This is a genomic window from Rhizobium sp. BK602 (assembly GCF_014195095.1).
GTDB lineage: Bacteria > Pseudomonadota > Alphaproteobacteria > Rhizobiales > Rhizobiaceae > Rhizobium.
In genome coordinates this window covers 474291-498221 of sequence record NZ_JACIBC010000004.1, presented here as the reverse complement: position 1 = coordinate 498221, position 23931 = coordinate 474291, and the positions used below count along the sequence as shown (strand labels likewise).

The window sequence follows — 23931 nt, the reverse complement described above, 5'->3', positions numbered from 1 at the left end:
GCGGCAATTGCCCATCCTACCCATTCGGGTAGGATATGCCGGGGTCAGAGCAGAACGCCGCTGTCGCGGGCCATGGTGACGGCCGCCGTTCGCGTCGTGACGTTGAGCTTGGCATAAATGTTGCGCAGATGGAACTTGACGGTGTTGTCGCTGAGATCGAGCTTGCGACCGATTTCCTTGTTGCTCAGGCCGGCGCTGAGCAAGCGGATAACGCTGCGCTCGCGGTCGGTCAGCCCACCCGTTGCAGCGGGCTGGGCGGACGGCGAATCACCATTCTGGGCTTTTGTCGGCGCCGCGACATCCTGCAGGCGTTCCAACCGCTGCGCCACCACGTCGGGCACGGCCTGAGCCGCCGCAAGCTGCCGCAAGCGACCGGCGAATTCCTGCCCCTCGATCTGAAGAATGGCCCGATAGTCCGCAACCGGCAGCGACAGCAGGATGTCGGAAAGCTTGGCAGCGGCCGTAACCTCGTCGCCTTCGGCGAGCAGCAGGCGTATATCGAGAAAACCCAGCTCGATGCGCCGGGGCACATGCAGCTTCTGCGACTGGCTGGTGAGCAGATGATCGAAGACGGCGCGCGCGGCGGCAGCGTCGCCGCGTGCCAGATGAATTCGCGTCCACAACAGGGCTGGCACGTTGCCACGCAGATGGATGGCAAAATCGTTGGCGCTCTCGGAATTGATGTTTTGGGCGCCGAAGCCACTCACTTCCGCGTAGCGCACCGCCTCGTCGATGTCCCCGGACGCAAGAAGAAGCGCCGCGCGTTCGCCATCGATCAACCGGATCAGACGATCGAAGCCACGCCGCCTGGCCGTCGCCCGCACGCCGTCGATCGCCGCATGCGCCGCCAGGATATCGCCGTTCAGCCGCAGGATGCGCTGCTGCGCCATGAAGCCGGCGGCGAGAAGATCGAACCAGGTGTCATGCCGCTCCAGGTGTGGCAGCGCCCACTCGAGCGCGGCCGCGGCGACCTCGCGTTCGCCGGTCATCGAAAAAAGCTCGCTCTGCAGCACCTGGCTGATGGCATCGAGATCGCATCCCTTGCCGATATTGGTCTGCGCCTCGGTCAGGAGATGGCCATAGGCATCGGCGGCGGCGGCGCTATCGCCGCTGAAGAAAGCCGCCTGGCCGATATGGGTATAAAGATGCATGGCGCCGAAATCCGCGCCCGCGTCACGGAAGGTGCGCAGGGCAAGCTGGCCGTAATGCAAGGCGCGCTCGAGATCCGTGCGGATCAGGAAATTATAGGACAGCATGTTGAGCGCCAGTCCGCGGTGGATCATCTCCATGCCGCTGTCCTGGGAAAGATCCGCCTCGAGCGCCGAAAGGTCGGCGGCCGTCGCCCATCGGTCGGTATAGAGCGACATGAGCACCCGCACGACACGCAGGTCCTGCGCCAGTTTTTCGCCCATCGTGGCGGCGGCGCGCTCGGCGAGCGTGAGATAATGATTGGCGGCGTCGAGATGGCCCGCCTTGGCGCTGATCACCGACAGGCCCAAGGTCGTCAGCGGAAAGTTGGCAAGATTGATATCGGCCGCCTTGGCGATCATCGTCTGGAAAAGTGTGGTGCCCCCACGCGTTGTGGCATAGACGCGCCGCCACCCGCCGGCCCTTTCGATGATGCCGGCGGCAAGGGCGGGATCGGCGGCGAGAAGCGCATGGCGCACCGCCGCGTCGACATCGCCACCCGCCTCGAACCAGCATGCCGCCTTTCGCAATATCTCCCTGGTATCGATGCCCTGGCGCTCCGCCTCCTCCTTCAGGAAGCTGTTGAACACCGGATGGCAGCGAATCCAGGTTCCCTGCCCGTCGAGAACCGCGATCGGCAGCGCGTAGTCGCCGAGCCGGTTGAACAGTTGCGCCGCATTGCCATGGCCCGAGACGGCAACGATCAGGGCGCGGCTGACGGCGGGCAATGCGGCACTTTCGGTGAGAAAATGACGGATATCCTCCGGCAGGCTGGAAAAGACCTGTTCCGAGAGATAGCGGCCCATCTCGGCATTGCTTCCATCGAAGGACGACAGGAGGGCGTTGCTGTCGATATTGTCGTTGACCAGAACCCGAACCATCTGGAGAGCCACCGCCCATCCTTCCGTGCGCTGGTTCAATTCGTTGATCTGCTCGCTCGTCAGCTTCTTTGCCCGGCGCCCGAAAAATTCCTGGGCCTCGGTATCGGAGAAACTGAGATCGGCAACGCCGATCTGCTTCAGCTCGTTGCTCAGCCGCAGGGCGGATGTCGGGAACCGGGGCGGGCTGCGCGAAATCAGCACGAACTTCACATGCGCGAGATCGTTCGCCGCCAGCAATTTGGCCATCAGTGATTCGGTGGCGTCATTCTGGGCGAAGTGATAATCGTCGAGGAAGAGGACCACCGGCGTCGCTATGCGGCCGAGCCGCGTCACCAGCACCGAGAGCATTGACGCTACCGGCATGCTGTTGGCATCCAGCCCCTTTCTCTCGTCCGGAAACAGCTTCTGAACGGCTTCCAGCAAGGCCAGAAGAAAGCGGCTCTGGTCCGAATCCTCCGCCTCCAAGGGAACCCAAACCGCCTGACGCTGCTGGGTTTTCAGCACGTCGTACCATTGGGCGGCAAGCGATGTCTTGCCGTACCCCGCCGGCGCAACGATCGTGGTCAGCCGTCGGAGTCCCGCACGCTGCAATTGCATCAGCAGGCCGCGGCGCCTGACATGCTCATTGCCGCTACTTGGTGGTTGGAAGCGAGATTGACTGATGATCATTCCTCATGATTGCGGCGACAAAGCCAGTTTGCAAGTTGGGGAAATGAAAAATGAATGGATTGAGCTACGTTGTCCCGAAATCGTCCCCTCGCGCTTCCTGCGGCAGGCCTCTGAAAACACGGCCGCCGGCGACTGATGGCCCCCGGCGGAATACCGAAGGATTTTCGCGGCACAAACCGCCGGACATTATGAGATCGGGACATCGATACCGACCTTGACGCGGTCCATGGCGACGAAGGTCCGGAACCGCTTGACATTGTTGTTGCCGAAGAACAGGCGCCGGGTCAACGCCTCATAATCGCCCATGGTCGGCACGACGATGACCAGGATGAAATCCGCCTCGCCGGTCACATAGTAGCATTGCTGGATTTCGGGTGCCGCCGCGAACTCTCTCTTGGCGCTCTCGATCTGCTCGGCCGTCTCGCTGATGACCTCGACCTCCACGAAAATGGTGATCGGCTGGCCGACAGCGACGGGGTCGACGACGGCGACATTCGCCCGGATAACGCCGTTTTCCGTCATGCGCTTGATCCGCCGCTGCACTGCCGGAGCCGACAGATTGACCGCCTCGCCGATCTCGCGCTGCGGCGTGGTATTGTCCTTTTGCAGGATGGCGAGGATTTTTCTGTCGAAGGCATCCAGAGTGGCAGGCGATGGGGATGGGCTCAAGACCGGCCTCCGATGAAACAAACTTGCAAACTACCAGCCCATATTCAGCGCAAATTTCACCTGCTTTGCAATATCGTTCTGCCATCAATCGGAGAGGCGAACATGGTCCTGCGCAACACGACATCGGATTACAGGCAGCCGCTGCCGGAGGCGGATGCCGAAATGCTTGGCATTGCGGCGGCAAACGAGGTCGAGCGCTTTCTGGAGCATCGGGCCAATCATGCCGAGACCCCCCTCGTCTCCCTGCCTGGACTGGCGGCCAGCCTCGGCGTCGCCTCCATCGACATCAAGGATGAAGGGCATCGTCTCGGCCTCGGCAGCTTCAAGGCGCTTGGCGGCTCCTATGCCGTGATCCGGCTGCTATTGGAAAAGGCGAGCGGCGCGCTTGGGCGGACTGTCGATATATCGGAACTTCGCTCGGGGGATATCCAGGCCGTGGCGCGGACCATGACGGTCGCCTGCGCGACCGACGGCAATCATGGCCGCTCGGTCGCGCAAGGCGCGCAGCTGGTCGGCGCCAGGGCGGCGATTTTCGTGCATGCGGGCGTCAGCGACGAGCGCGTCGCGGCGATCGCCCACTACGGCGCGGACATGATCCGGGTCGCGGGCACTTATGACGATTCGGTGCGGGAGGCGGCCCGCGTGGCCGAAGCGAAGGGCTGGACCATCGTTTCGGATACGTCTTGGCCGGGCTATGAACGCATCCCCGGCCTCGTCATGCAGGGATATACGGCAATCGTCCGCGAAGCGCTCCGCAAAATGCCGGAGCCGCCCACCCATGTCTTTATACAATCGGGCGTTGGCGGCATCGCCGCCGCCGTATCCGGCCATCTCGCCCTTGCGCTCGGGGATCAGCGGCCGACCTTCGTGGTCGTCGATCCCGCGCGCGCCGCCTGCCTCTTCGAGACCGCGCGGGCCGGGCACCCTGTTCGCATCGCCCATGGCGAACCGACCGTCATGGCCATGCTGGAATGCTACGAACCGTCGCTCGTCGCCTGGCGCATCCTGTCGCGCACCGCCGATGCTTTCATGACCGTCGACGAAGAGGATGCCGTCTCGGTGATGAACCGCCTGGCCCGCCCGATCGGCGACGACCCGGCGATCGTCGCCGGCGAAAGCGGCGGCGTCGGCCTTGCCGGATTGATCAGGGCTGCCGCCGACCCCACGGCCAGGGTGGCGCTCGGTCTCGACAGCCGATCCCGCGTCTTCCTCATCAACACCGAGGGCGCGACCGATCCGAAAAAATATACGGAAATCGTCGGGATGACGCCTGCCCAAGTTTTGGTGAATGCCGGAAAGGCGGTGCCGGCATGACCATCGACACGACAGCACTGCAGCGGGAGATGATCGCCTGGCGGCGCGATCTGCATGCCCATCCGGAATTCGGTTTCGAGGAAAAGCGGACATCGGCCTTCGTCGCCGCGAGACTCCGCGAATTCGGGCTCGATGACGTGGTGGAAGGGGTCGGCGGAACCGGCGTGGTCGGCACCCTGAAACGCGGCACCAGCAATCGCGCCATCGGCCTGCGCGCCGACATGGATGCGCTGCGGATCACCGAACAGGGCGAGCATGCCTATCGCTCTCAAAATCCCGGCACCATGCATGCCTGCGGCCATGACGGTCACACGGCGATGCTCTTGGGTGCTGCCAGGATGCTGGCCGAGGACGGCGATTTCGACGGCACGGTGCGCTTCATCTTCCAGCCGGCCGAGGAATGGGGCAAGGGCGCGCTGGCCATGCTCGACGACGAGCTGATGGACCGCTTCCCCTTCGAGGAGATCTATGGCCTGCACAATATGCCCAGCCTGCCGGTCGGCCATTTCGAAACCCGCGCCGGCCCGATCATGTCGGCGGAGGACAATTTCGAAATCGTGCTGAAAGGGGTCGGCGGGCACGCCGCGCGACCGCATTGGGGCAACGAGGTTCTCGTCGCCGCCTGCGCGCTGGTGACCAACCTGCAGACCATCGTATCGCGGCGACTGAGTCCGGCCGATATCGGCGTCGTCTCCGTCACCGAACTCATCACCGACGGCACCCGCAATGCCCTGCCCGGCCTCGCGCGCATCCTCGGCGATGCCCGCAGCTTCCGGCCGGAGGTCAGCGCTTCGATCGAGAAACAGATGCGCGTCATTGCCGAAGGCACCGCGCTTGCCCATAACGTCACCGCCGAGGTCAGCTATACGCGGGAATTCGTGCCGCTCGTAAACGACGCCGCGCTCACCGAGGAAGCCTTCGCGGCAGCGCGGAGCTTTCTTGAGCCGGAGAATATCGCGGTCGCTGCCGAGCCCATGACCGGTTCGGAAGACTTCGCCCGCTTTCTCGACCATGTTCCCGGCTGCTTCGTCTTTCTCGGCAATGGCCGGCATTCGGCGCCCCTGCACAATCCGGCCTACGATTTCAACGACGAGGGATTGCTGCATGGCGCCAATTTCCACGCCTCGATCGTGCGCCGGCGATTGCCCGCCATGGGCCAGCCGTGAGAGCTTGAATTTTCAGGGCGGTCCGAGAATAAAGGAAAGGATTTACCGACAATGACGCAGGGGAGATGACCATGGCGCATTCGCTTACCAATGTCTCGACGACGAATGTCCGTGGACCCAACCAGCCCGATCTCGATACGGAAGAGATCTGGCAGGCGCGCGTCGACCTTGCCGCCTGCTTTCGCATGGCGGCGCGCCATGGCCTGGAGGAAGGCATCTGCAATCATTTCTCCGCCGTCGTGCCGGGCTATGACGACCTCTTCATCGTCAACCCCTATGGCTATGCCTTCAGCGAGCTCACGGCCTCGATGCTGCTGATCTGCGATTTCCATGGCAACGTCGTCTCCGGCGACGGCCAGCCGGAAGCGACCGCCTTCTACATCCATGCCCGCATCCACAAGAACATCCCCAGGGCCAAGGCTGCCTTCCACACCCATATGCCCTATGCCACCGCCCTCTCCATGACCGAGGGCGATCCGCTGATCTTTGCCGGCCAGACGGCACTGAAATTCTACGGCCGCACCGCCATCGACCGGAACTATAACGGGCTGGCGCTGGACGAGCGCGAGGGCGACCGCATCGCCGCCGCCATCGGCGATGCCGATATCGTCTTCATGAAGCATCACGGCGTCATGGTCATCGGCCCGACCATTGCCGAGGCCTGGGACGATCTCTATTATCTCGAACGGGCCTGCGAAGTGCAGACGCTGGCGCTTTCGACCGGGCGGCAGGTCCTGCCGGTGGAGCCGGCGATCGCGGAGGCCGCCTATCGCCAGATGCGCGAAGGCGATCCGGAATCTGCCCGGCTGCACCTGCAGTCAATCAAGCGCACCCTCGAGAAAACCGAATCCGACTTCCTCAGCTGATTCAGCGGATGGCATCACAGGCAGTCGGAAGTCAGATTGCCGCCGTCGGCCTGATTTCCTGCTTCCTCATGGTGGCGAGCTTCAGCAACAGCAAAAATGCAGCGGCGCTGCAAGCGACAAGCACTGTGAGGGTTGCGGGTGCCCCTGACGTCGCCAGCAACCCGGAGAGGATCGGTGCGGCCATCGCATTCGTGAGATTCATCGGAAGCGCTATCACCGACATAGCGGCCGCATATTCCGCCTTCTTGTAAAAGATCAAGGGCATGGTGGCGCGCGCCACCGCGAATGCCCCACTGCCGATGCCGAAGAGAAGAAGGCATGCCAGCACCGGCCCCGCGGTCGCACCGAAGGCCAGCAGGACCAGAAGCCCCGCCGGGATCATCGCTCCCGCCACGATCCCGGTCGAAAGCGCATCCCACCGCTTCCCGCCGACAAGATCGATCAGGCGTCCGCAAACCTTGAGCACCCCCAGAAACGACGCCATGCCGACGGCCCAGGCCGGATCGGCGCCCAACACGCGGAACAACGCGATGCCGATAGCATCCATGCCGAATGTGACGAAGCTGTTCAGCGCAATGGCGGTGACGAGGAACCAGAAGGTGCCGCCTCTGCGAGCACCCGCGCTTGCGACGTCCTGCTCCTTATGGGCGCGTCTGGCCTCGGGAAGACCCAGCAGCACCAGGGGCATGATGATCAGGACCATGGCTCCGGCATAGACCTGGGTCGTGGCCCGCCAGCCGACAAGATGCTCCAGATACGCGGTCAGAGGCCAGAAGACGCTTCCCGCAAGACCCGTGACCAGCATCAGCGAACCGATCAGCCCGCGTGCCCGTTCTTCGGCGAAATCGGCGAGATAGACATAGGCGGCGGTCGTGAGGAACATGGCGCCGGCAATGCCCATGGCACCCCAAGCGGCCAGATAGACCGGGACGGAGCTGGTCAGGCTCAGCGTCGCCAGTCCCGTTCCGATCAATGCCGCACCGACCGCCATGACCTTCTTCGCGCCGAAACGGCCAAATGCCTTGCCGACGACAGGGGCAACCAGGCCAGTCATGGCGAACATGACGGCTGTGCCCAGAAAAGCCGTGGGCAATGTGGTTTGAAGATCGACGGCGATGGAGGGGGCCAGAACCGGAAGGATTCCGACCATGCCCCAGCCTGAGATTTGGGTGAAGGCCAGGATCAGGAATACGGAGAGGTTGCGTGTCATCCCGCCACACTATTCATGCCACATGTCATGCATGTAACACCGGCCGCAGCTTTGACAGCAACATCGCAGGCGTGTGAGATGCCCCGCGGTTTTCCGCACGCGATCGCGTGAAAGCAACGGGCCGGCGCTGGATGCGAAATCATGGAACGGCCGGCGTCATTTGCGTAGCGCATGACGCCGGCCTCAAGTCTCTTCACCGAAGACGTTCGCGGAGCGGCCTCATTCCTTCATCAGCGAGCCGATGGAGAAGACGAGGATCGACGAGACGAGCATCAAGGCCCCGACGATGAACATCGGCAGTTCGTAAAGCCCGGTCGCATCCTTGACGAGACCGGTGACATAGGGTGCGGCAAAGCCTGCAATGTTGCCGATCGTGTTGATCAGCGCGATGCCGGCCGCAGCCCCCGCCCCCGACAGGAAGCGTGCGGGAATGGCCCAGAAATTCGGCAGCGCCGAGAAGATCGCGCAGGCGGTCACCGTGATGACGGCAACGGTCGCCTCCGGCGAGGACATGAACAGGGCAAGCGGAATGCTGACGGCACCGAGCAGCGCCGGGATGCCGATGTGCCAGGCACGCACGCCGCGCTTCGACGCATCGCGGCTCCAGAAGAACAGGGCGATCGCCGCGGGCAGATAGGGGATCGCGGTGATCAGTCCCTTGTCGAACACGTCGAACTTCGTGCCGAATTTCGTCTCGAAGCCGGCGATGATGGTCGGCAGGAAGAAGGCAAGCGCGTAAAGACCGTAGATCAGCCCGAAATAGATCAGCGACAGAAGCCATACGCGGCCGTCCATCAGCGCCTTGCCGGTCATCCGTCCATGACCGCCGGCCTTTGCCTTTTCTTCCTTGGCCAGTTCGCCGTTCAGCCAGTTCTTTTCGCTCCGGTCGAGCCAGGTCGCGTCATTCGGCGTATCGGGCAGATAGAACCAGGTGACGATGCCGACGAGGATCGCCGGCACGGCGACGCCGAAGAACATGATGCGCCAGCCTTCGAGACCGAAGGCGCCATGCGCCTGGATCAGCAGCGATGCGAGCGGCGCGCCGACGACGATGGTCAGCGGCTGTGCCAGATAGAACAGCGCCAGGATCTTGGCGCGATGGCGCGCCGGCACCCACATGCTGAGGAAGAGAATGGCACCGGGGAAGAAGCCCGCCTCGGCGACGCCCAGCAGAAAACGAAGGATATAGAGCCCGTTGACGCTGCTGACCCAGGTGAAGAGCAGGGCGACGATGCCCCAGGTCACCATGATGCGCGCCAGCCAGCGTCGGGCGCCGTATTTGTGAAGCGCCAGATTGCTGGGGATTTCGAGCACGATATAGCCGAAGAAGAAGATGCCGGCGGCAAATCCGAACTGGGCGGCCGTGAGCCCCAGATCGCTCGTCATGCCGTTGGGGCCGGCGAAAGAAATCGCCGTACGATCGAGAAAATTGATAAAGAACATCAGTCCGATGAACGGCACCAGCCGCCATGAGATTTTTCTGATGGCGGATTGCTCTATTGTTGTCGACGAAGCGTCGGCTGTCCTGACTGTATCCAAGTTCCCCTCCCTGGGCGATGAACAAGCATCTTCGCTCCGACCGAGGCCGCGCCGGCATGCCGGCGAAAGGCCGCTGATTGCGTCGGATATCGTGCGGCATCACGCCGGATTCTGCGAAAAGCTCACCCCATGTTGCTTTCGAAAGATCGGGGCAAACAGCATCCTCCCCCGCCCGATCTCGTGAAGGCGCCGACTTTAAGAGTGGCTGGACAGATGGCGCAATCGATTTAATATCGACCCTGTGTGAGAGAAACTCACAATGGAACACGACGACAGGAGCATTGGTTTGGGCCAGCCGAGACCATCATTGACGGCTTTGAGAGCGTTCGAAGCGACGGTGCGTCACCGCAGCATGACGCATGCCGCCGACGAACTTTTTGTCACGCATGGCGCGATCAGCAGGCATATCAAGAGCCTGGAGGAATTGCTCGGCGTGGTCCTTCTCAATCGCGGCATCAAATCGACCGACCCCACGCCCGAGGGCGCGCAACTGGCCGAGGGCCTCGGCGCCGCTTTCCGCCTGATCCAGTCCAGCGTCGAGAGCGTCAAGCCGGGTCCCCTCACACTTTCCTGCTCATCCTCGATCATGATGCGATGGATCATTCCGCATATTTCCATCTTCCATCAGCGTCACCCGCAGATCGAGCTCCAGTTCAACATGAACTATGACCGCATCGACTTCATGCGCGACAAGGTCAGCCTGGCGATCCGCAGCAGCACGATCGAACCGCCGCCGGACGCGATGATCCACGAGCTTGCGGCCGAATGGATCGGCCCGGTCTGCTCTCCCGACTATCTTGAGGGCTTCTCGCTCGCGCGGCCCGCCGATCTTGCCGATGCGGCGCTGCTTTCCACCAACACGCGGCTGGATGCCTGGCAGGACTGGATAGCGGCTTCCGGCCATGACTTCGCCATGCCGCAGATTCGCAACAATTTCGATCACTTCTATCTGCTGATCGAGGCGGCCGCCTGCGGCCTCGGCTTCGCGGTCGTGCCGAAGATGCTGGTGCTGAACGATCTCGCCTCCGGCAGGCTGGTCGCCCCCTTCGGTTTCGTGCGGGGGCCGCGGCGGCTGGTGCTCTGGGTTGCCCCGCATGCCGCGTCCCGCCCGGACACGCTGGCGCTCAAGCGCTGGCTGATCGAACAGATCCCCGCCAGCCTGGAGCAGATAGAGCAGCCATAGCCGGTATCGCCATCAGCCTCGGTTCAGCGGCGATCGGCCGCCTTGATTTTCATCCGATCGCCGCAGCCTTCGACCGAAGGCCCACCAGCTTTGCGAATGTCTTAGAGCTGTTTGCGAGCATCGCCGACGACCAGCCGGCCGGTGCTGCCATCGGACAGCTTCACCTTCCCCCAGGCAGACATGAAGTCCGGCGCTCTGGTCACCTCGGCTTGCCCCGTGCGGCCGTCCGAGCATTTGACCGCAAGCGTGACGGTCGGGCGCCGGTCCTTCAGATCGTAGGTACCGGAACATTTCACCGAACGCCGCGACGACTGGACCGAAAAGCGGCCGCGACCGCGCGACGCTATGGTGGAGCCCTTGAACGTCTCGCCGGAGTCCATTTTCGCCGAAGCCGGAAGAACGACCTCACTCTGTCCGCTGCCCTGCAGCGCCCGCGGGCCCGAGCCCGAGATCCTCAAGGCCCGCGCGATGCTCGGCGCCATGACGTGATTCTGGGCAAACTGAACATAATCGTCGTAGGGTATGGTCCCCTTCGCGTAGGCGGTGAGGACCCGGCGGCAAAACTCTAGACGGACCTTGGGTCCCGGAACATTCATCAGCTTCGCTAGCTGCTCCTGCGCTTGCGGTGTGATCGCGCCGTGGCTGCATTGCTCGACATTCCAGTTGAGCGTCGAGGGATCGCTCAGCCGATTCTTGTCATAATCATACCCGCCCTTCGTCGTGACCGATGCGGCATGTGCCGGCACAGAAAGAGCCGCCATCACGATGGCCGCCAAAATCACAAGCTTTTTCATTCCGCCCCCATTTTCCTTGGCATGCGTCGACCGGCGGCCACCATGGCCGCCGCTATCCCGTCAACCCGTTTTCAGATGAACTTGTATCGCCCGATTCTGATCCTCCTATACGTGCATTATTTTCAGATGACAGTCGAGCATGTCGGCTCGCCGGCAATCATCTTTTTGCTGTGACCGGGAAGCTGGAGAAAGCGACGTCCCATGAAACAGTTGCTTGTACTCCCTTGAGCCCGACGCTAGGTTGCCGGTCTGAAACGAGATGATGAAAAAGATGCATATTCGAAGGGCCGTATCTGCCGATGCGGAAGAACTCAGTGGCCTCCTCAACGAGATCATCCGCGCCGGCGGAACGACAGCGCTCGAGACACCGCTCTCGGCCACGGAGTTCGCGGATTGGTTCATCGACGGCGAATTTGCCCTTGCCTGCCATGTCGCGGAACATGACCGGATGCTCGTCGGCTTTCAGTCGCTGAGCCTCTATGGCGACCCGCCGAAGGGATATGCGGACATCGCCACGTTTGCGCGCATGACCCCGAAGATTGCCGGTGTCGGCAGCGCTCTTTTTCAAGAGACCCGGATGGCCGCGCAAGATCTGGGGTTCGAATTCATCAATGCGACCATTCGCGCCGACAATGTCAGCGGCCTCGCCTATTACGGAAAAATGGGCTTTGAAACCTATGACAGGCTGGTCGGGGTCCCGCTTTCGGATGGAACCCCCGTCGACAGAATCAAAAAGCGTTTTGCGGTGGGCGCCCGCTGATTAAACTTGCCGATGGCGTCAGTCGTTCGCTGACGGCCTGGGTCCTTAAAGGGCCTGACTTCTCGTTCCCATTGTCTCGGCGACCGGCCCACATAACCCACCCGCGCAAGTGGGGCAAGGTCAGCAGCATCCCTGGGCGCCGGCAGCAGTCACCCGGTCAGCCGGGCGCTGGCTTCGCTCGTCGCCCATGAGACTTACCATTCACTGACGAACGTGCGGGAACTTCAGGGGCTAGGCGTCGTTGCGGGCACGGCAATGGGCGAAGTCGCCCTCGGACCTCCCGAATTGTTTGAACGCCTCTCCGTCGTCGTTCCCCCGATTCCCTCGCATGACGGCCCGCTCGCGTGCCATGATCAGATTATGGAAGCTTGCTGCGATAAGCATCAAGAATGAAGCCTGCCTGCGCGGGGAGCTGCAATGGATAAACAAAAATGCCCCGGACAAAACGTCCGGGGCCATCTTCTCTTCTTGAACCGCTCCATCATGTCCGGCCAATCAGAACTCCGACCACTCCTGCTGGAGATGTTTAAGCGCGGCATTGCCCTGCGTGACGGGAGCAGGGCGTGCAGCAAGCCGGCTCGTTGTTAGGGCAGAGGTAGGCCGGGCCGCAGGCCTCGCCTGTGCCGCCATGCGCTCAACTTCGCCTGTACGGAATGCGCTCAGGAGTTCTCCGAGACGTTTGCTCTCTTCAGCCAAACCAGCGCCGGCCGCGTTCATCTCTTCGACCATGGCGGCATTTTGCTGTGTCGCCTGGTCCATGTGATTAACAGCGCTGTTGATCTCCGAAAGTCCCATGGACTGTTCCTGAGCGGCAGTGGCGATCGCATCCATGTGCTGATTGATCTGCAGGACCAGGTCAGCGATAGCCGCAAGGCCCTCGCCGGTGTCGTTGACGAGTTTCACACCCTCGCCGACGGCGACTTCGGAATTGCCGATCAGAACCTTGATCTCTTTGGCAGCATTGGCCGAACGCTGTGCAAGCTCGCGCACCTCCTGGGCGACGACGGCGAAGCCCTTGCCGGCCTCACCCGCACGCGCTGCCTCGACGCCGGCGTTGAGCGCGAGCAGATTGGTCTGGAAGGCGATCTCGTCGATCACGCTGATGATCTGACTGATTTGTTTCGACGAATGCTCGATCCTGCCCATGGCATTGACGGCATTGCTGACGACTTGGCTGGAGCTTTCTGCCCGCAACCGGGCGCCGCGGACGAGATCACGTGCATCGCCAGTTCGCTTGGAGGTCGATTGGACGTTGGCCGTAACCTCTTCAAGTGCGGCTGCCGTCTCTTCCAGCGACGCGGCCTGCTGCTCGGTGCGCTTGGAGAGATTATCGGAAGCCTGCGAAATCTCGTAGCTGCCGCTGTTTACGAGTGACGCGGCCTGGCCGACCTGGGACATGGCAGCGCGCAGTTGGCTGACCGATGAATTGAAGTCGTGACGCAGAGCTTCGAACTGCACAGCCAGCGGCGTTTCGATCTCATGGAGCAGGTCGCCGGACGCGAGATGACGCAGACCCGTCGCAAGCGAACCCGTTGCTTGCAGCAGCCTCTGTTCGGCCTCAGCTTCGGCGCGGCGCTGGACTTCGGCGCGTTCATTTTCCGATGTAACTCGTGCCTCGGCGGCTTCGGCCTCGAGCGCCTGGTTGCGCAGGGCTGCCTGCTGGAACACCTCAACGGAACGCGCCATGGCACCGATCTCATCGCGCCGTTCGACGCCACCGATCGAGACTGAGAGGTTGCCTTGGGCAAGCTCGGTCATGGAATGAGTTAGCGCTCCTACGGGCTTGGTGACGCGGAAGATGATGACACAGATGCCCGTGACGCTCAGAATCGCCGCGACGAGAAAGATGAGCCCGTAGGCGATCAGGCTCAAAAACGCATCATTCTGGCTGGCGGCTACCTTTGCAACCATGCCATCTGCGGCTGCCGCAGCTGTGTTCGTGATGGTCAGAAGAGCGGCGTTGCCAAGCGGGCGCCAGTCGTCGAGGGACATGGCCCTCTTCTCACCGGCTGCGAACTTGGCAAATAGTGCGCTGCGTTTTGCCGCAAAGTCGCCACTAAAATAGGTCGTGCTGCTGACCTTATAGGCGTCCTTGACGACCTGCGGTGTCGATGGATGATTGACCAGGGTGCCGATCTGTCCCCAGGTGAAATTCGCAGTGTAATCGAATTGCTGGATCTTGCTGACGTCTTCAGGCTTCATCGCCTCTCCCGAGGCGAGGGTGTTGACGAACGACAGGTTTGCGGCACCCGCTGTCGCGCGAGTGTACCATGTCAGTGCTCGGATCTGAATCAGCGCCACCATTGAAGGATCATTCGCGCGGATCTGGCTTTCAATGGCTGTCGAACCTGTTTCGAGGGCTGTCAGGAACTGCTGACCAATGTCCAATGTCGTCGCCTGTAGTGTCGGGTCGCGGTCGGCAAGCTTCTTGGCGACTTCACTATCGAGCTTTGAGCGGAAAGCCACGACCCGATCGTATGCGCTCATGACGTCAGCAATCGGCGCTTTAAGCGTTTGATCGTTAATGTCTGCAGAGACCGATTTTGCCTCCGCCATATATTTGTCGACGACCCCTCGGTCCGTTTTCAATAGGGCAAGCGTTGCGTCTTGCGCTCCAAGCTCAAGTTTGGCGAGCGACGAGCCGTCACCTCGCTCGTTGCGGAAGTTGGCGAGTGTCTGAAAGAGCGCACGGTCGAGCATGGTGGACTTCGAGACGTCGGCATAGGTGCTTTCGCCGCGATAGGCGTCCACCATGAAAGATCCTGTTAGCACGCATAGCGCGACGCTGAGAAAAAAGAAAATTCCAACAAGCATATTACGAAGAGAAAAAATCATGATTGCTCACCTACGTTCCGGGTGCAGCAGCGCTGACCCGCCTCGCCAAAACTCAAACTTCTGGAGCTCTTGTGGTGAAATTTCTAAAAGAAAAGCAGTCCGTGAGCTATCAAGACACCGCCCGAACACAGGCACCTCATGGCCTGTCCAGTCAGGGGAAAAATTAGCTCAACTTTGTTGAAACAGAATTAATGATTTCCCCTAAAAAACCATGGGAATATTTCGATCAGCCTCGTTTAGTCGATTTATCGACGAATATCTGGCGATACTTATCCGAGCGCCCAAAAATAATGCAATGTTCTATATGTGGCCTGCCAACATGTGATAACGATACGATGTAATGAAAAACATTCTGCTCTAACCCAGTATCGCCTGCCGAGACCCCCGTTCTTTTCTAGCAATCCAATCCGCTCGCCCATCGCTTTCCGAGGCAGCTGCTCAACTATTGCAGGATGAGCGACGGGCGATATATGCGCCCCTGTCATTTTCGAGATGAGCTGATCATCGTTCACAAACGGGAAAGAGGCAATTTCTGCGAGCGATATCACTCGACCGGTTCTGCCAAAGCTGTTGCGGGAAGGAACACCAAGTAAGAGCGGTCAAATCGTAAACGGATTATAGCCTGTATTCCGGTATAATCTCTTCAACTGATCTGAACCAACGAGCCATCTCCTCGATTATCTAAATGACGGCATATAGATGAAACGATCTGGCAGGGCGGCACAGATAATATCGCCCTGTCGGAATTGGGTCGGCCGGAAGGCGCCCCTTTGCCAAATTCGAGAAGACTTGACTACCTTGGCTGAATAGTCGCTGGGATGACGGAGCACGGAATGCCCTGGCGCTCTGGCGAGAAATGAAAGAAAAAGGCTTTGCGGGGCAAAGCCGTATCATCTCACAATGGGCTCAACGCCGGCGTCTCTCGGAACAGGCCAACCAGAGTGGCCTCGCCAGAACGCCATCGGCACGGGCGATCGCTCGGCTGCTGACTACTGCACGCGATGACCTCGCAAAATCCAAAGCGATCCTGATGGCGGCAATCGAAATAAATGTCCCAGAACTGGTTGTCGCGCGCACGGCCACTGGCGACTTCCAATCCATGATCCGCTCGAAGACCGCAAGAAACCTCAACGAGTGGCTTGAAGCTGCTAGGGACAGCCTAGTTGGATCGTTCGCCGGCGGCGTCGAAAAAGACCTCGATGCTGTCAGATGCGCACTCATCTCACCGCGGTCGAATGGGCAAACGGAAGGTCAGATCACACGGTTAAAGCTCATCAAACGCCAGATGTACGGACGCGCAAAACTCGATCTTCTCCAGGCGCGATTACTCGCCGTAACATAGCCTTCCGCTTCAGCAGATCTGCGTCAGAACCATTTCTTGGTGGAAATCAACATCCTCCCAGAGCAGACCGACACCGGTATCGGTCTACAGGCCGCTATATAATATAGCGATTGACTGCTATGTTGCATAGCATTATGAATGGTGCAGGAGCATTGGGTGAGGAAGTCGATATGTCTTCGGAAAGGCCACAGCACCAGACTGCTGCAGCTGAAATGACGATCAGCCGCCTGGAGGACCTGATTGGATATCATCTGCGCCGCGCGTCGGTCTTCGATCTTCAGGGAGCGGCGGCAGCGCTGGAGCCTGCCAATACCAGAACCGTGCCTATGAGCGTGCTTCTCAGCATTGTCGAGGCACCGGGAATCAGCTCGGCGGAGATTTGCCGCGCGCTGGGCATGCAGCGGGCCAATATAGTATCAATTTTGGCGGAGCTGGAGGAGCGGGGATTTTTCCTACGGGAGACGGACGCCGCCGACCAGCGAATCCAACGGCTCTTTCCGAGTCGTCGGGGTCAGGAGGAGGCGGCTCGCTGGCTGGGACTGATCACGAAACACGAGCGTAATATGCTTTGCCGTCTCAGCCTTGACGAACAGATGGAGCTTCGCCGGCTGCTGGCAAAGATCTGGCAGGAGGATGGGCCACAGCAAAGCTAGGCCCGCACCGCGGGGAGGTAGGACCCCGTTTTTTGGGAGGAATAGATGCGGACTATCATCGACCACCGCTCCGGCGGGCGGCGAGCGCTTGCGCTTGCCTTTCTGGCGGCCGTCATCGAAGGCTTCGACCTTCAGGCCGCCGGCGTCGCCGCGCCCAGGCTTGTGCCGGTCTTCGGGCTGACGCCGCAGCAGATCGGGCTGTTCTTTTCATCGGCCACCTTCGGCCTGATCTTCGGGGCGCTTGCCGGCGGACGCATCGCCGACGCCCGCGGACGGCGAACGGGGCTGGTGCTGTCGCTTCTGGTCTTCGGCGTATTTTCGATCGCCACGGCCTTCGTCGCCAGTTTCGACCAACTCGTCATCATGCGTTTCCTGACCGGCGTCGGACTTGGCGGAGCGCTCCCGAACCTCGTCAACATCGCCGCGGAGTCGGCCGATCCTAGCCGAAGGGGGCGCGCCGTTGCGATCATGTATGCCGGCGTGCCGCTCGGCGGCGCTGCGGCAAGCGGTGTCGCCATGATCGGCCTGCATGGGGACGACTGGCATTCGATCTTCGTCGTCGGTGGCATCCTGCCCTTGCTTCTCGCCCCCGTCATTCATGCCAGACTGCCACCCTTGCGCGTGGTGAAGAACGAAGCGAAAAGCGTTACCGAGGCCGTTTCAGGCATTTTCGCGCCGCAGACGCTGCTGACGACCACAACGCTCTGGATATCATTCTTTCTCGGCCTCCTGGTCGTCTACCTGCTTCTGAACTGGATGCCGCAGCTTCTGGTCTCGCGCGGGTTGGCGCGCAACGATGCCTCGCTGGTTCAGATCCTGTTCAATCTCGGTGGCGTTGCCGGCAGCCTGATAGGCGGACGAATGCTCGACGGCAAGAATCCGCTTGTCCCCGTCGCGCTTGGTTTTGCCGCGGCTGCCGCCGCACTGTTCATGCTCGGCATGCTGCCGGCCAACCTGGGGCTGACGCTGCTGGTTGGCGCGCTGGTCGGAGGTGCCATTCTCTGCGTGCAGGCGATCCTCTATGGCGTGGCCCCGCAATGCTATCCTTTCGAGATCCGCGGCACCGGCGTCGGCGTGGCCGTCGCAGTCGGTCGTCTCGGCTCGATTGCCGGGCCGCTGTTCGCGGGCTTCCTCGTCGCCGGCGGCAGCACGCCGTCGGGCGTGATGTTCGCACTGGTCCCGATCATCCTGCTGGCCGGCTTTGCGACTATTCTGTTGCTGGCGCGCCGCGGGCGCTCGCCACAGGCCGCCTGACGGAACGGGATGTCGACCCCAATCTAAAACGCCAGCGATCAGTCTTCTCTCCCAAGGGCTGCTGATGAGATGGCCACACGGCTCTACCGGCCATCACGTCGCAGCCAACCCTTGGGCTCAAGGATAATCCCAATCCAGGAAAGGAATTAAAATGAAGGTCGGAATGTTTCTCTTGGCGAGCGTGATGTCCATGACCTGCTTGCCCCAGTTGGCGCCGGCGGCGGAAGCATCGCTTCCCGGCTTCACGGCTGGGGCGAAGGTGATGCAGGTGGAGGAACGTCGGGCGCAAATCGACGTCCTGAGCGGTGTCGTCTATTCTCAGATCATCAAGACCCGCGCCGTTCGTGCTCTGAAGATGACGCTTCTCGTGCCGCGAACGAGCGATCTCAAGCCGGCGATCGTCTATTTTCCGGGTGGAGGCTTCACATCGGCTGACTACGAGAAATTCATCGAAATGCGGTTAGCGCTGGCACAAGCGGGCTTCGTGGTCGCCGCCGCGGAATATCGTACCGTGCCTGACATGTTCCCGGCACTGCTGGAAGACGGGAAAACGGCCGTTCGCTATTTGCGCGCGCATGCGGCCGACTATGGCATCGATCCCAACCGGATCGGGGTGCTTGGCGACTCTGCCGGCGGTTATCTCGCTGAGATGCTGGGCGTTACGAACGGCGAGAAAAAATTCGACAGGGGTGATTTCCTGAGTGAATCGTCCGATGTGCAGGCCGCCGTGACGCTCTACGGAATTTCCAATCTGCTCAATATTTCCGAGGGCTTTCCCGACGAGGTGCGAAAGGTCCACGAATCCCCGGCGATAACGGAAGCGCTGCTGGTCAACGGTCCGGCCTTCGACAAGTCGAAGGGCGCCTCGATCATGGATGATCCGGCCAAGGCTCTTGCCGCAAGCCCGATGGGACATGTCGAGGGACAAAAGCCGCCGTTTCTGATCATGCACGGGAGCGCCGACACACTGGTCTCACCCGCGCAGAGCCGGCAATTCTACGAAGCCCTTATCGGAAAGGGAAACAAGGCCGACTATGTTCTGATCGATGGGGCGCGTCACGGCGATTCCAGCTGGTTCCAGCCCAAGGTCATAAATATAGTCGTCGACTGGTTTAAGAACACACTCAGGCAATCTGGCAAGAGCGCGCCATAAGGGAAAGGCGGACCGTTTCGACCTTGCCGAAAGCGTATATTCAGCATGTTCTCGGTGAAACTTGACCGGTTTTCGAGATGCCAAGGTCCCTTAGCGATGCTGGGATCGCCAACTTCATCATCGGATCTGCAAAACTCTGTAACCACGACGTCGAACCGACAGAGCCAAAGGACCGAAAACACGCCGAGGTGCTTCTGTTCTACGGTGATTAGACTGCTGAAGGGCTGTTCGCGCTCATGGATGGCAATCAGATCGCAATCCTCGAAGCTTTCTTGGTTGGGGCGTGGCGCAACCCGCGTTCCTGCTGATGATTGAACCTGCAATCCAATAGCGTTGAAGTTGGGGTATCATCCGTCGACGAAACCATAGGTACATCTGCCGTCGCGGCGGGAAGTCGCACCGGGATCGGTGCGCTCTCCGCTTATTCCGTAGAAGCTTTTCGAACGACCTCATTCAAGATCAGCGGCAGAATGCCACCAGCCCGAAGAATCTCGACCTCGGCGTTGGTCTCGATCGCCGCCGTTGCGACAAGGTTCGTCTGTTGCCCATCTTTACGCTTCACGACAACCCCAATCTCGCAACGCGGATCGATGTGAGCCGGATCTGCGGCGATCTCGATGACGTCACCCAGCCCAAGCGCGAGCTCATCCGGACCAAAACCATCTGGCAGCCGCAGCGGCAGGATGCCCATGCCGATCAGATTCCACCTATGTATCCGCTCGAAGCTCAAGGCGAGAACCGCCCTCACCCCGAGCAAGGCGACTCCCTTCGCAGCCCAGTCGCGCGACGATCCCATGCCGTATCGCTCGCCGGCGACGATGATGACGGATCGATCCTCCTGGGAATAACGTTGCGCGGCTTCCCATAGGGACATGATCCCGCCCGAGGGAGCATGGACGGTCGAGCCCGGCGGGATATCTGTGCCGATCAGGTTGCGGACGGTCTTGTTGGTAAACAGGCCGCGAACCATGGCCTCCCAATTTCCTCGGCGGGAGGCGAAGACGTTGAGGTCGGTCGGGTTCTCTCCCCTCTCGATGAGATAGGCTCCGGCATCGCTCTTGGCGGAAACAGCACCGGCCGGCGAAATGTGATCCGTGGTAATATCGTCGCCGACGACCAAGATGGGATGAGCCTGATAATTGCCGAGCAACGTGCCCTTGCCGAAGCTCGCAAAGGGCGGCCGGCGAATATAGGTCGATGTCTCGTCCCATGGGAAAATGGTCGTGGTCGGCGCATCGAGCTCGCGCCACGCCCGACTGGCCTCGGCTTTCTCATAGGCAGGTGCGAAGTCCCCGACATTCGCGGCCCGCGCCAGGGCCTCGTCGATCTCCGACGCCTTCGGCCAGAGCATCGAAAGCGTGACCGGCATTCCTTCCTGCGAATGACCTATGGGGTCTGAGAGTATGTCCAGCTCAACGGTGCCGGCCAGAGCGAAGGCGACGACCATCGGCGGAGAAGCCAGAAAGCCCGCCTCCAGCTGCGGATGCACACGCCCGGGGAAATTCCGGTTTCCCGACAGCACCGCCACGGGCAGGATGCCGCGCTCGGCCATGGCCGTGGCGACGGGTTCCGTGAGAGGACCGGAATTGCCGATACAGGTCGTACAGCCATAGCCGACAATGCCGAACCCCACCGCTTCAAGATCCTCCAGCAGACCGGCGCGCTCGAGATAGCGCCCGGCGGTCGGCGAGCCCGGCGCCAGCGATGTCTTCACCCAATGCGGCGGACATAGCCCATAGGCGCGCGCCTTGCGCGCAAGCAGTCCGGCAGCGACGAGCAGTCGGGGATCGGAGGTATTGGTGCAGCTCGTGATCGCGGCGATCGCGACAGCGCCGTTGTTCGGCTGCCCATCGACCGAGGTCGATGCCTTCTTCATGCCGGCAATGGCTTGTGCCGTCTCGCTGACGGCTATGCGGTCCTGCGGACGCCGGGGACCGGCGAGGCTCGGCTCGATAGTCGCGAGATCGATTTCCAAGGTCGAAGTATATCGCGGCTCACAGGACGGATCGAACCAGATGCCCACGCGCCTGGCGTAGCGCTCAACGAAATCGACGTGATCGTCGCTTCGCCCCGTCGCTCTCAAGTATTGCACCGTATGGCCGTCTATCGGGAAATAGCCGCTGTTACCGCCGAATTCGGGTGTCATGTTGGCGACGACGGCGCGATCGCCGGCCGTCAGCGTCGAAACACCCGGCCCATAGAACTCGACGAACTTGTCTTGAAGATCGATCTGGCGCAGCAGATGCGTGACCACCAGCGCGAGATCGGTCGCAAGTACGCCCTCGCGTAGGCCGCCGGTCAGCCGCACGCCGACGACATCCGGCACGCGCAGCGTCACCGGCATGCCGAAGAAGACGCTTTCCGCCTCCAGACCGCCGACCCCCCAGGCGAGCACGCCGATGCCGTTGATCATCGGCGTGTGGCTATCCGTGCCGATCAGCGTATCGGGAACGGCCCAGCGCCTGCCGTCCTTCTGCTGGTCGGTCGCGACCGTGGCCAGCCGCTCCAGATTGAGGGTATGCATGATGCCCGTGCCGGGAGGGTGGACCCGGAATCCGGAGAGCGTGTTGGTGGCCCATTTCATGAAGCCGTAGCGCTCGGCGTTGCGCTCATATTCCCGGACCATGTTTCGCTCAAGCGAGGCCGAGCTGCCGAATGCATCGACGGCGACGGAGTGGTCCGTCGAGACATCCACCGGCACCACCGGATTGAGCAAGGCCGGATCGCCGCCGACCTCGGCCAAAGCCGACCGCATGCCGGCGATGTCGACCAGCGCCGGCCCGCAGGTGGTATCGTGCATCAGCACCCGGTTCGGCAGGAAGGGGATTTCCACCTCGCTCCTGCCGTCATCGAGCCAGGCGATGATCGCCGATTTCGCGCGTTCGGCGTCGTCTCCTCCCGTGCGGAGCACATTCTCCAGCAGGATGCGATGGATATAGGGCATCCGGTCAAGGAGGCTGCCTGCTACCTTCGGCAGGTCGATGATATCGTACTGGGTGCCGTTTACGTCGAATGTGCCGATCGTCGTCATGCTCTGAAACTCTGCCTTATGCTTTGGGCTGCCTGGCGCGGCCGATATGGAACTGTCCCGAGGGATCGCCCTCCTCCGCCGGCTCCGCATTCGTGACCCGCATGAACCAGGTCATCAGGAAGGACAGGAAGAGAAGTGCCGCCAGGAACATCAGGCCGCCGAGCGCGCTACCGGTCCAGGTCTTGGCAGCCCCCATGGCGTAGGGGCCGACGAAACCGCCGAGATTGCCGATGGAATTGATGGCCGCGATCGAGACCGCCGCGGTCGAGCGGCTGAGGAAGAGACCGGGCAGCGACCAGAAGGGCGACTTGAAGGCATAGATCCCGGCCAGCGCCACGGAAATAAGGCCGATTGCGATGTAGGGATCGCGCGTCAGACCCGTGGCCGCCAAGGCGATACCGGCGATCAGCAGCGGTGCGGCGGTGTGTTTCTGACGTTCGCCGGTGCGGTCCGAACTGCGCGACCACAAGACCATGGCAACGGTGGCCACCGCATAGGGCACCATGGCCACGAGGCCGATCTGGAAATGGCTGAGATCAGCGCCGAAGCTCTGGATGATCTGCGGCATCCAGAGCCCGATACCGAGATTGCCGACCTGATAGATGAAATAGATGGCCGAAAGGAAGAGCACTTTCGGATTCGAGATCGCCTGCCAGAGCCCGAGATGCTTGACATTCTTGCGGGTGGCGTGATCGGCAGCGAGCTCTTTCGTCAACCAGGCGCGCTCCTCCTCGGTCAGCCATTTCGCCTTTTCGGGACGATCCGTCATGTAGAAATAGTTGAAGATGCCGGCAGCGACCGCGGGCAGGCCCTCGAGGATCAGCATCCACCGCCATCCGGGCAGGCCGAATCCGCTGACGTTGTCCATGATCCAGGTGCTGAGCGGCGCGCCCATCAGATAGGAAACGGGAATGGCGGCCGTGAAGAACGCCACCGTCGTCGCCTGCTCTTTCGAGCGGAACCAATAGGTCAGATAGATGATGATGCCGGGGAAGAAGCCGGCTTCGGCGACGCCGAGAAGGAAACGCAGGACATAAAGCTGCATGGCGTTCTGGGCGAAACCGGTCATCATGGCCACCGCACCCCAGGTCAGCAGGATGCGCGAAATCCAGATGCGCGATCCGTATTTCTGCAAGGCGACATTGCTCGGCACCTCGAAGAGGAAATAGCCGATGAAGAAGATGCCGCCGGCAAAGCCGAAGGCCTCGGCCGACAGCGCCAGATCCTTGTTCATCTGCAATGCCGCGTAACCGAGGTTCGCGCGATCCAGATACGAGATAATGTAGAGCAGAAACGTATAGGGGACGATCCTCCAGAAGACCTTTCGCATCGTGGTCTTCTCCAGCGCACTTGTCGCGGCATCGGTCATTGCTACCTCCCAGAAGCATTGATGGCGGCCCGCGGATATCCGAGGCCTATGCGAC

General features: G+C 61.3%; 18 protein-coding genes. 10 read left to right on the top strand and 8 right to left on the bottom strand.

The window, feature by feature from the left end:
• Nucleotides 1-44: 44 nt before the first annotated feature.
• Entirely contained in the window at nucleotides 45-2666 is a 2622-nt protein-coding gene (locus FHX11_RS15935) for a LuxR C-terminal-related transcriptional regulator (RefSeq protein ID WP_246781024.1), read from the bottom strand.
• A 64-nt stretch (nucleotides 2667-2730) separates the two neighbouring features.
• Between FHX11_RS15935 and FHX11_RS15930 the strand changes: the two genes are divergently transcribed.
• The gene (locus FHX11_RS15930) at nucleotides 2731-2874 is read left to right on the top strand and encodes a hypothetical protein (RefSeq protein WP_184358606.1); all 144 of its coding nucleotides are present in this window, start codon (nucleotides 2731-2733) and stop codon (nucleotides 2872-2874) included.
• Nucleotides 2875-2924: 50 nt separating this feature from the next.
• Here FHX11_RS15930 and FHX11_RS15925 read toward each other — a convergent pair whose 3' ends face one another.
• Nucleotides 2925-3407: an Lrp/AsnC family transcriptional regulator gene (locus FHX11_RS15925; RefSeq protein ID WP_184358605.1), complete on the bottom strand. Its 483-nt coding sequence runs from the start codon at nucleotides 3405-3407 to the stop codon at nucleotides 2925-2927.
• A 102-nt stretch (nucleotides 3408-3509) separates the two neighbouring features.
• On the opposite strand from FHX11_RS15925, the gene FHX11_RS15920 reads away from it, so the two are divergent.
• From FHX11_RS15920 to FHX11_RS15910, 3 genes are all read left to right on the top strand, one after another.
• Nucleotides 3510-4721 (top strand): diaminopropionate ammonia-lyase, encoded by a 1212-nt coding sequence (locus tag FHX11_RS15920; protein ID WP_184358604.1) that lies wholly within the window; start codon nucleotides 3510-3512, stop codon nucleotides 4719-4721.
• Entirely contained in the window at nucleotides 4718-5887 is a 1170-nt protein-coding gene (locus FHX11_RS15915) for a M20 aminoacylase family protein (protein ID WP_184358603.1), read from the top strand. Before FHX11_RS15920 ends, FHX11_RS15915 begins: the two co-directional genes overlap by 4 nt.
• 71 nt (nucleotides 5888-5958) lie before the next feature.
• A complete protein-coding gene (locus FHX11_RS15910; RefSeq protein WP_184358602.1) occupies nucleotides 5959-6753 on the top strand; it encodes an aldolase in 795 nt (264 codons plus the stop codon).
• Between the two features lie 31 nt (nucleotides 6754-6784).
• On the opposite strand, the gene FHX11_RS15905 is transcribed toward FHX11_RS15910, so the two are convergent.
• Together FHX11_RS15905 and FHX11_RS15900 are read right to left on the bottom strand one after the other, a co-directional pair.
• Complete coding sequence (locus tag FHX11_RS15905) at nucleotides 6785-7963, bottom strand: MFS transporter (protein WP_184358601.1); 1179 nt, start codon at nucleotides 7961-7963, stop codon at nucleotides 6785-6787.
• A 219-nt stretch (nucleotides 7964-8182) separates the two neighbouring features.
• Entirely contained in the window at nucleotides 8183-9502 is a 1320-nt protein-coding gene (locus tag FHX11_RS15900; protein ID WP_246781023.1) for an MFS transporter, read from the bottom strand.
• Between the two features lie 307 nt (nucleotides 9503-9809).
• Between FHX11_RS15900 and FHX11_RS15895 the strand changes: the two genes are divergently transcribed.
• Nucleotides 9810-10685 carry a LysR substrate-binding domain-containing protein gene (locus tag FHX11_RS15895; protein WP_246781022.1) on the top strand — a complete coding sequence of 292 codons (876 nt, stop codon included), beginning with the start codon at nucleotides 9810-9812 and terminating at the stop codon, nucleotides 10683-10685.
• Nucleotides 10686-10786: 101 nt separating this feature from the next.
• Here FHX11_RS15895 and FHX11_RS15890 read toward each other — a convergent pair whose 3' ends face one another.
• The gene (locus tag FHX11_RS15890) at nucleotides 10787-11479 is read right to left on the bottom strand and encodes a hypothetical protein (protein WP_184358600.1); all 693 of its coding nucleotides are present in this window, start codon (nucleotides 11477-11479) and stop codon (nucleotides 10787-10789) included.
• Between the two features lie 271 nt (nucleotides 11480-11750).
• On the opposite strand from FHX11_RS15890, the gene FHX11_RS15885 reads away from it, so the two are divergent.
• Nucleotides 11751-12239, top strand: coding sequence for a GNAT family N-acetyltransferase (locus tag FHX11_RS15885; protein WP_184358599.1), 489 nt, complete (start codon nucleotides 11751-11753; stop codon nucleotides 12237-12239).
• A gap of 495 nt (nucleotides 12240-12734) precedes the next feature.
• On the opposite strand, the gene FHX11_RS15880 is transcribed toward FHX11_RS15885, so the two are convergent.
• Nucleotides 12735-15074: a methyl-accepting chemotaxis protein gene (locus FHX11_RS15880; RefSeq protein WP_184358598.1), complete on the bottom strand. Its 2340-nt coding sequence runs from the start codon at nucleotides 15072-15074 to the stop codon at nucleotides 12735-12737.
• Between the two features lie 856 nt (nucleotides 15075-15930).
• On the opposite strand from FHX11_RS15880, the gene FHX11_RS15875 reads away from it, so the two are divergent.
• The 4 genes from FHX11_RS15875 (at nucleotide 15931) to FHX11_RS15860 (ending at nucleotide 19476) form a co-directional block, all read left to right on the top strand.
• Nucleotides 15931-16416 (top strand): transposase, encoded by a 486-nt coding sequence (locus FHX11_RS15875; RefSeq protein WP_246781021.1) that lies wholly within the window; start codon nucleotides 15931-15933, stop codon nucleotides 16414-16416.
• Between the two features lie 170 nt (nucleotides 16417-16586).
• Nucleotides 16587-17069, top strand: a complete 483-nt coding sequence (locus tag FHX11_RS15870) for a MarR family winged helix-turn-helix transcriptional regulator (RefSeq protein ID WP_184358597.1) — start codon at nucleotides 16587-16589, stop codon at nucleotides 17067-17069.
• Nucleotides 17070-17114: 45 nt separating this feature from the next.
• Nucleotides 17115-18323, top strand: a complete 1209-nt coding sequence (gene mhpT, locus FHX11_RS15865) for a 3-(3-hydroxy-phenyl)propionate transporter MhpT (protein ID WP_184358596.1) — start codon at nucleotides 17115-17117, stop codon at nucleotides 18321-18323.
• 184 nt (nucleotides 18324-18507) lie between these two features.
• Entirely contained in the window at nucleotides 18508-19476 is a 969-nt protein-coding gene (locus tag FHX11_RS15860) for an alpha/beta hydrolase (protein WP_246781020.1), read from the top strand.
• A gap of 421 nt (nucleotides 19477-19897) precedes the next feature.
• On the opposite strand, the gene acnA is transcribed toward FHX11_RS15860, so the two are convergent.
• Both acnA and FHX11_RS15850 read right to left on the bottom strand, forming a co-directional pair.
• Complete coding sequence (acnA, locus tag FHX11_RS15855; protein ID WP_184358595.1) at nucleotides 19898-22507, bottom strand: aconitate hydratase AcnA; 2610 nt, start codon at nucleotides 22505-22507, stop codon at nucleotides 19898-19900.
• A gap of 16 nt (nucleotides 22508-22523) precedes the next feature.
• Nucleotides 22524-23876: an MFS transporter gene (locus FHX11_RS15850; RefSeq protein ID WP_184358594.1), complete on the bottom strand. Its 1353-nt coding sequence runs from the start codon at nucleotides 23874-23876 to the stop codon at nucleotides 22524-22526.
• Nucleotides 23877-23931: the final 55 nt, after the last annotated feature.

Excerpts from the sequence above, each read along its gene's own strand:
- FHX11_RS15935 (WP_246781024.1), bottom strand. The coding sequence starts at position 2,666 with ATGCAATTGCAGCGTGCGGGACTCCGACGGCTGACCACGATCGTTGCG.
- FHX11_RS15930 (WP_184358606.1), top strand. The coding sequence starts at position 2,731 with ATGATCATTCCTCATGATTGCGGCGACAAAGCCAGTTTGCAAGTTGGG.
- FHX11_RS15920 (WP_184358604.1), top strand. The coding sequence starts at position 3,510 with ATGGTCCTGCGCAACACGACATCGGATTACAGGCAGCCGCTGCCGGAG.
- FHX11_RS15915 (WP_184358603.1), top strand. The coding sequence starts at position 4,718 with ATGACCATCGACACGACAGCACTGCAGCGGGAGATGATCGCCTGGCGG.
- FHX11_RS15910 (WP_184358602.1), top strand. The coding sequence starts at position 5,959 with ATGGCGCATTCGCTTACCAATGTCTCGACGACGAATGTCCGTGGACCC.
- FHX11_RS15905 (WP_184358601.1), bottom strand. The coding sequence starts at position 7,963 with ATGACACGCAACCTCTCCGTATTCCTGATCCTGGCCTTCACCCAAATC.
- FHX11_RS15890 (WP_184358600.1), bottom strand. The coding sequence starts at position 11,479 with ATGAAAAAGCTTGTGATTTTGGCGGCCATCGTGATGGCGGCTCTTTCT.
- FHX11_RS15885 (WP_184358599.1), top strand. The coding sequence starts at position 11,751 with ATGCATATTCGAAGGGCCGTATCTGCCGATGCGGAAGAACTCAGTGGC.
- FHX11_RS15880 (WP_184358598.1), bottom strand. The coding sequence starts at position 15,074 with ATGATTTTTTCTCTTCGTAATATGCTTGTTGGAATTTTCTTTTTTCTC.
- FHX11_RS15875 (WP_246781021.1), top strand. The coding sequence starts at position 15,931 with ATGAAAGAAAAAGGCTTTGCGGGGCAAAGCCGTATCATCTCACAATGG.
- FHX11_RS15870 (WP_184358597.1), top strand. The coding sequence starts at position 16,587 with ATGTCTTCGGAAAGGCCACAGCACCAGACTGCTGCAGCTGAAATGACG.
- mhpT (WP_184358596.1), top strand. The coding sequence starts at position 17,115 with ATGCGGACTATCATCGACCACCGCTCCGGCGGGCGGCGAGCGCTTGCG.
- FHX11_RS15860 (WP_246781020.1), top strand. The coding sequence starts at position 18,508 with ATGTCCATGACCTGCTTGCCCCAGTTGGCGCCGGCGGCGGAAGCATCG.
- acnA (WP_184358595.1), bottom strand. The coding sequence starts at position 22,507 with ATGACGACGATCGGCACATTCGACGTAAACGGCACCCAGTACGATATC.
- FHX11_RS15850 (WP_184358594.1), bottom strand. The coding sequence starts at position 23,876 with ATGACCGATGCCGCGACAAGTGCGCTGGAGAAGACCACGATGCGAAAG.